This is a genomic window from Pseudomonas sp. C8002 (assembly GCF_013385765.1).
Taxonomy (GTDB): domain Bacteria; phylum Pseudomonadota; class Gammaproteobacteria; order Pseudomonadales; family Pseudomonadaceae; genus Aquipseudomonas.
The window spans coordinates 1-7543 of sequence record NZ_JACAPJ010000050.1; the positions used below are offsets into that span (position 1 = coordinate 1).

At 62.1% G+C, this 7543-nt stretch carries 6 protein-coding genes and 1 pseudogene; 2 read left to right on the forward strand and 5 right to left on the reverse strand.

Going from position 1 to position 7543, the window contains the following annotated elements; translation table 11 throughout:
* Positions 1–48 precede the first annotated feature (48 nt).
* A complete protein-coding gene (locus HX814_RS30870) occupies positions 49–909 on the forward strand; it encodes an alpha/beta fold hydrolase (RefSeq protein WP_177009808.1) in 861 nt (286 codons plus the stop codon).
* Here HX814_RS30870 and HX814_RS30875 read toward each other — a convergent pair.
* The 5 genes from HX814_RS30875 to HX814_RS30895 all read right to left on the reverse strand — a co-directional run bounded on the left by HX814_RS30875 (position 876) and on the right by HX814_RS30895 (position 6776).
* On the reverse strand, positions 876–1598 hold the full coding sequence (locus HX814_RS30875) for a L,D-transpeptidase (protein WP_003210282.1): 723 nt from the start codon (positions 1596–1598) through the stop codon (positions 876–878). The genes HX814_RS30870 and HX814_RS30875 overlap by 34 nt on opposite strands.
* 83 nt (positions 1599–1681) lie before the next feature.
* The gene (locus tag HX814_RS30880) at positions 1682–2443 is read right to left on the reverse strand and encodes a M15 family metallopeptidase (RefSeq protein ID WP_177009809.1); all 762 of its coding nucleotides are present in this window, start codon (positions 2441–2443) and stop codon (positions 1682–1684) included.
* Between the two features lie 67 nt (positions 2444–2510).
* Positions 2511–4031, reverse strand: coding sequence for a glycosyltransferase family 39 protein (locus HX814_RS30885; RefSeq protein WP_177015447.1), 1521 nt, complete (start codon positions 4029–4031; stop codon positions 2511–2513).
* Between the two features lie 60 nt (positions 4032–4091).
* On the reverse strand, positions 4092–5747 hold the full coding sequence (arnT, locus tag HX814_RS30890) for a lipid IV(A) 4-amino-4-deoxy-L-arabinosyltransferase (protein WP_177009810.1): 1656 nt from the start codon (positions 5745–5747) through the stop codon (positions 4092–4094).
* Between the two features lie 345 nt (positions 5748–6092).
* Positions 6093–6776: a histidine phosphatase family protein gene (locus HX814_RS30895; RefSeq protein ID WP_177009811.1), complete on the reverse strand. Its 684-nt coding sequence runs from the start codon at positions 6774–6776 to the stop codon at positions 6093–6095.
* Between the two features lie 346 nt (positions 6777–7122).
* Here HX814_RS30895 and HX814_RS30900 point away from each other — a divergent pair.
* Positions 7123–7543 (forward strand): annotated as a pseudogene (locus HX814_RS30900) (ABC transporter ATP-binding protein); the annotation flags it as partial.

The window sequence follows — 7543 nt, forward strand, 5'->3', positions numbered from 1 at the left end:
TGCTGTTGCTTCACCACACTCAATCCTTTCACTTATTGAGAAACCTCCATGCCGACCTCTTTCACCGAACTGCCAGTGATCCAGGGCCAACAACTGGAAATCCGCCCCAACCGTCACCTGAGCATCACCCATCACGCGGGCACCACCCAACCCGACACGGTAGTGTTCTTCTGCCACGGCGCCGGCGGCAACAAGGACCAGTGGCGCCACCAATGGCAATCCCTGAAAACCCAAGGCTACAGCCTGGTCGCCTGGGACCTGCTCGGCCACGGCGCCAGCGCAAAACCCCGCAACCCCGAGGCTTACGCCTGGCCCGAACTGGTCGCCGACTACCTGGAAATCCTCAGGCGCTACGGCGGCTCCCGCAACCTCATCGTCGCCCACTCCTTCGGCACTGGCCTGACCCTGAGCGCCTTGCTGGCCAAACCCGCGATCCCCATCGAAGCCGTATTGCTGCTGGGCACCCGACTCCACAGCATCAGCCGGAGCGGCGGCCTGATGCGTCTACCCGCATGGCTCCTGGAATGGCTGCGCCCACTGCTGGCCAAAGGTTTCCGCCAGGCCGCATGGAACGCCAAGGCCGACCCCGCACTGGTCGCCTACGAAGAAAAACTCACCGAGCGCAACCCGCTGTACATGTTCAAGGCCCTGATGAAAAACGTCCAATGGCCAGACGCCAATGCACTGCTTACCCTGACCCTGCCCGTGAGTGTGCTGGCCGGCGACACCGACGGCCTGACCCCGGCCAGCGGCGGCGAAGCACTCGCCCGGCATTTGCCCAATGCCGAGTATCAGTTGCTGCCCGAATGCGGCCACCAACTCATGCTTGAAAAACCCGGCGAGGTATTGGCCGCATTTCAACGCCTGTTGTCAGCTCAGCGGGACGGCAGTTTCCAGCGCTCACGGTAGAGGTCGTACTGCGCGGCGGGCAGTTGCACCAGCAGCGGGTTTTCTCGCGGGTCCAGCCAGGCAAACAACGCCTGGATATTCACCGGGTCCATCGCCGTGCAGCCCAATGTTCCCGAACTGACGCTGCGCCAGATATGCAGGAAAATACACGAGCCGCCGTTGGCCAAAGCCGGTGTGTTGTGCTCGACAAAAATCCCCTGGCGGTACAGCTGGTCCTTGCGCAGCATCCGCTCGGAACTGGTCCAGTCCTTGTTCACCGCCGAGCTGTCCACCAGGGTGTTGTAATGGCTGGACTGGCTGTCATCCACGCATTCGCGGGTGGCGGTACTGGCCGCGTAAGGCAAGCGGGTGTCAGCGGTGGGGGCGTAGCCGAAGGCACCGCCGAGTTTGAAGATGCCGGCCGGGGCCTTGCCATCGCCTTCATGCTTGAGGGGCTGCTGGTCGGGGGTGGGCGTCGTAAGGCCGGTGCCCCACGCCATGCCGTTTTTACCGACCACGATGGCAAAGGGTTCGCCGACTTTCTGAAAGCCTTGCCCGTGCCGCTCATAGCGTTGTGCGGTGCCCTGGAGGGCGTTCCAGCCCGGGGTGGTGACCACGATCAGTTGCCGGCTGGTCTCGGGGATTTGCGCGAGTGCCACGTTTGAAAGCAGCGTCAGCAGCGCCGCGCAGGTTTTGATGAGCGTGTTCAACGGCGTTCAGTCCTTGAAAAGAGGGAAACCTCAAACGCTAGTTTTTGCCCCGGGCTTTATCAAGCTGAAGCTGTGTTGTGATGTTACCGCAGCGGTTCGATAGGGAAGTCCATCGGCTCGGCCCGCACCGGATTGCGGCTGTAGGTGAAGTGCCACCATTCGCCGGCATAACCGGTAAAGCCTTCCTTGGCCATCGCAGCGCTCAACCGTTGGCGATTCTGGCGTGCCGCCTGGCTGATGTGGGGGCTGTTGGTGTGGGCCATTTCGTCGAAGCAATCAAAACCGGTGCCCATGTCCAGGCCGCCATCGGGCAAGCGTCGACCGTAACCGGCGGCGCAATCCACCGCCGCGGTGTCGGCGCTCCAGGCCTGGGCTGGCCGCGCATCGGGACCGGTCAGGGTCACGTCCACTGCCGCGCCCCGGGAGTGGTTGGAAACCTTGGCCACGTAGCCCAGGCGCCAGAAATCCTGCTTGTTCACCCGGGGGTAGAACTCGGCCTTGGCCGGATCCCCCGGCAGGCTGGCGAAGCGGCCCATGTTCGCCACGGCACGGCTGGGACGATAGCAGTCGAAGACCTTCAAGCCGTAACCCTGCCTGGCCAACTCGGCCTGGACCCGTACCAGTGCCTTTGCCGCGTCGGCAGACAGCACGCATTCGGCTGCGTTGTAGCCGTCCAGCGGCGCTCCGGTGAAGTTGTGGGGGCTGGCGTAGCGAATGTCCTGGGCGATGCTCGGGTCGAGGCTGCGCAGGTAAACCATGTTGGCCGGCATCGGCGTGTCTGCCGCTGCCGGCGTGGCGAGCACGATCAGGCTCAGGGCGGCAAGGGAAAGGGAAGAGTAGGGCATGGCGGGCCGGGCTCGGACGGTGGCTTAAGCGCGCCACACTAGCAATGCCCGCCCCATGCCGCCAGTGCTACGGCGCGGCGTTGGGCACAAATGCCACGCTGCCACCGTCACGCTTGTGGAACAACCGTTCACCATTGTCCGGCTGGGTAGTGATGACCTGATGATCGTTGCCCAGGTAGGCCAGCGGCGTCGGGTCATCCTTGGTGGACTGCGCGACAATAATTGTGCGCTTGGGATCAAAGGTGCGGCCGCTGGTTTTTTCCAGCCAGGCCATGAACGCCGCACTGTCGCCCTGGCGCGGGAAGTCCTGGGTTTCGGCAACGTAGTAGAACGGCGTCCCGTGATTTTGCAGGTACATCGGTACCTTGTTGTCGACTTCCACCATCACCATCTGCCACGCGTTCCATGGCGCGCTTTTCACTGCTTGCGCTTGAACGTCCTCGGCGAAACGGGTCACGCCGCCATTGCCATTGGTCCACGGATACACCACCCCGAGTACCAGCAGCATCACCCCGGCAGCGATGCCGAACCCACGGTACCAACCCCGGCCGACCGTGCCTTTGCGGGCGATGCGCTCACTGACCCACCACGCCGCCAGCAACTGCGCGAACGGCACCAGCGGCAGCACGTAGTAACTGCGCCGGCTGCCACTGGCGGTGAAGAACACAAACAGCAGGCCCAGCCCCCACACCAGCCAACGGGTGTTGGGCGGGGTGTCGCGCCAATGCCGCACGGCGAGCCACAGGCCCAGCACCCAGCACGGCGCCCAGGGCAAGGTGTAGGCCGGCAGGTAGATCAGGTAAGTGTAGATCGGACCCATATGGTCGAACGGGTCGAAGAAGCGCACCACGTTTTCCCGGAACACCAGTTCCAGGCCGCTTGCACCGTAGGTCGGTGCGCCGTAGAGGTGGGACAGCACAAACGGGATCGCGTAGAACGCCCCGGCAATGATCACGGCCAGCACCAGCCGCAGGTTGAGGTGGCGTTTGTAGCGCTGTTCGCTGAGCAAGTGCGGCAACAACACCAGGCCCGGCAGCACAAAACCGATCAAGCCCTTGAACAGTGACGTCGCCGCCAGCAACAGGAAGAACACCGTGTAGCGCCCCAGCCGCGTATCGTCCGGCCCGCGCCAATACCACCAGACGGCGGCGAGCACGCCGCATACGGTCAGCACGTCCGCCGTGGCCACCCGGGCCCAGAAGAGGAAGTAGAAGGTGGTCGCGAGCATCCAGCCGGCAATCAGGCCGGTGCCTTTGCGGAATAGTTGCTCGCCGATCAGGTACACCAGCCAGATGCTCAGCCACGCCGAGATCACCGATGACAAGCGCAACGACCACGGCCCCAGGCCGCCCATCAGGTTGGCAAACCCGGTGATCAGCCAATACGACGGCAAGGGTTTGTCGTAGTACGGGGTGCCCTTGAGGTACGGGTCGAAGTAGTCGCCGCTTTGCAGCATCTGCAGGGTGATGTTCGCCCAGCGGGTTTCCGGGCCCCACAGGTCGCGGGCGCCCAGGCCCAGCAGCAGGATCAGGGCCGACACGCCCAGGAGCAGCAGCAGGGCGCCGCGTTCGGTTTTCCAGAAGTTCATGCGGCGGTTCCGATGTGGGACGAGTGTTGAATGGGGTCACCCCACATTAGGGCGCCTGTGTTACGGCAATTGCGGGTAGATGATGATCTCCAGGTCACCCTTGTAATAACGCTTGCCCCCCAACGGCAGCTGGCCGGCTTCGCGCATTTCGCTGGTGCTCCTGACCCGCATCAGCACGCCCACCGGGCCTTGCTGGCGCGCCTGCTTGAGCCAGGCTTGAACGCTGTCGAGATCCACCTTGCGGTGCATCGAGTCGGCGTATTGCAGGCCGTAGCGCAGTTCGCCTTCGGTGTTGTAGAGCGTCACTTCGGGCCGGCGCAGGCGCCATGCCAGGGCCGACGCCGACTCCAGTTCGTTGCTCAGCAGCGCATGGGTCTGTTGCAGCTCGTCCAGGTGCTGGAGCACGAACTGATCAGGCATCTGGTTATCTTCGATCACCGCCGGCATGCCGGCGGGCAACAGCGCCACCAGCAGGCCAATGCCCAACGCCGGCATCGCCCACAGCGCCAATGGGCGGAAGGCTTGAAGCAGGTTGGCGAGCATCCAGCCCATCAGCACGATGAACGTCAGGGACAGGTTGAACATCTCGCTGTGGCTGTTGCCGTACAACGGCCGGTCGATTTGCAGGTAGATCAGCGTCACCATTGCCGCGACGCCGATGCCCAGGTTGAGCAGGCCATTGACGCGCAGCGTGCGGGTGCGGGCGTTGGCCAGCAGGTCGATCAACGCATGGCCCATCAGAAGTGCCAGCGGCAGCAGGCACGGCATGATGTAGGTCGGCAGCTTGCCGTTGCTCAGGCTGAAAAAGCCCAGGGGCAGCAGCAACCACAGCGCCAGGAAGACGATGGCCGGTTGGCGTTTTTCCTTCCAGGCCTTGCACAGTGTCGCCGGCAGCAGCGCCGCCCACGGCAGGCACGACACCACCATCAGCGGCAGGTAGAACCACCAGGGGCGTGCATGCTGGGCATTGTCGGAGGCGAACCGGCGGATGTGCTCGTGCCAGAAGAAGAAACGCCAGTAGTCAGGTTCCTGCAGGTGGATCGTCAGTGCCCAGGGCAGGCACACCACGGCCGCCACCAGTATCGCCAGCGGCCCGTAGCGCAGCAGTTCCCCCAGGCGACGTTGCCAGAGCATGTAAGGCAGGGCGATCAACACCGGCAGCAACCACGCCAGGAAACCCTTGGTCATGAAACCCATGCCGCAGGCCACACCCAGCAACGTCCAGCTGGCGAGGCGGGCACGGGGGGTGGAGCTGTCGAGGGCAAACCACAGCGCCGCCAGGCTCAGGTTGACCCAAAAGGTGAATTGCGGATCCAGGTTGGAATAACCGGCTTGCCCGGCCACCAGGCCGAAACTCATGTAGAGCAGCGCGCAGGCGAAGCTCTTGCGCGGGTCGTTCCATAGCCGGCGGGCGATCAGGTAGGCGAGCACGAAGCTCAGGCCGGTGGTCAGGGCGGAAGCGATGCGCACGCCGAACAGGTTTTCACCGAACAATGCCTGGCCCAGCGCGATCAGCCAGTAGCCGGCGGCGGGTTTTTCGAAATAGCGCACGCCCATGAAGTGCGGTGCCACCCAGTTGCCGCTGATGAGCATTTCCTGGCTGATCTGGGCGTAGCGGGTTTCGTCAGGGATCCATAGGCCATGCAGGCCCAGTGGCAACAGATAGAACATCACGAATGCCAGTAGCAATACGGGCAATGGTTTAAGGCGGGTCATGGCTATTGCACTCTCAAGCGGTATTGACGGTGAATCAGCGCGAGCGGATCAGCCATGCGCGAGGGGTGGAAGGTGGTCATGGTCGGGTAAAAATGCGGCACAGAACGTTATTCCTTAAACAGTCTGTTAGTGGGGGGCGAAACTGAATATCCCTGTGCCCCAGTCAAGCTCGTTAAATGTGTGGCGTCCAATAAGTCATCGAAGGTCGTCGTCATGTTGTTAACTTGTGAAAAGTTAGTGAGCTAATAATTTTTTGACAAAAATTCAATTAAAACCATAGAAGATGCCACGGTCTGGCTGTCTTTTTGCTGAACGAACTTGAATGATTAAATGTTAAGAAGTGTTCTAAAGTTGTTTAAGCACGGCGGCCCAGTCCTTACTGTTCAAAATACCCAGCGCCTTGAACTTGCCATCGGGCAGCAGCTTTACAAACAATGCACTGCCGTACTCGGCATGGGCGGCGTGTGGGTAGCCCAATGCCTCCTCGAAGTCGCTGATGCAGGCGCTGTGGGTGACCACCAGCAGGTTGCGGTCCGCGTGTTTATGTGGGCGCAGTTCCTCGCCGATGGCAGGGCCGCAGATGGCCAGGGGCCCGGGTGACAATTCGGCCTTGCCGAACATGAACAGCGAGCTCTGCGCGGTACGGGTGGTGGGGCTGCTCAGTACGTCGGTGTTTTCCATGCCCAGGGTCTGGAAGGCCTTGCCCACGGCACTTGCAGACAACGAGCCGAGCGTGGTCAGGCCGTCTGCCGGGCCCAGGCAAGGGTTGTTGGAGCGGTCACAGCGTTCCTCATGGCGGACCAGCACCACCAAGTCTCCGTTGCGCCAGGCTTCCAGGGTTCCGGAGCTGAGCAGGCGGTGGCCCACGCCCAGGTCCAGCGGCGATCTTGGCCACCAGATGAACGCCGTTACTGCCAGGCTGGCCATTACGATACCTGCCACGCCCAGCCACAGTTTGTTCAGCTGTTTTACAAACGCCCAGCGCGAGCGAGACTTGCTCAGGGTCAGGTCAACCACACTATTCACCATTGGTAACTTCCAGGCGTTAATCCGGTAACTGGCAGCGGCAAGTTAGGCAGGCGCCAAGTGAGTAGCGCTGATGCAGGAATATGCAAAAGCGTGTCACAGGGGCGCTGTCTTTTTGCTGAACATACCGATATAAAAAATTGTTCACTTGCACTAACGGGCGTTTGAAATAACCAGCCTGTTATCTGCCCATGGACGGCAATTTAAAGTGCAGCAGGTGGCGGCCGGGTGAAATCGATGTGAAAAATTTGCAGGGGTCATGGGGCGCTCCTTTTGCCCATGGTTGTGACATAAAAATGTGACAACCGTTATTCTCCGGCTTAAGTCCAGAAGCTTGTGGGGAGGGGTGATGCTGCAGGTACAAGGGGTATTCAAGAGTTATGGCACGCCGCAGGGGCCGTTGACCGTGCTGGCGGGTGTCGACCTGTACCTGGGAGCGCGCAGCAGCCTGGCGTTGATGGGTGAGTCGGGCAGTGGCAAAAGCACGCTGCTGCATTTGGTGGCCGGGCTCGACCAGGTCGACTGTGGCAGCATCCAGGTCGGCGACCAGCGCCTGGACCAGATGAGTGAGGCGCAACTGGCCCACTGGCGTCGCACCGAGATCGGCCTGGTGTTCCAGCAGNNNNCCTGGCCTTCCAGGCGCGCCTGGCCGGGCGCCTCGATCCGGCGTGGCAAGCGCAGCTTGTGGAGCGACTCGGCCTGGGTGACTTGCTCAGGCGTTACCCCGAACAACTGTCCGGCGGCCAGCAGCAACGGGTAGCGGTAGGACG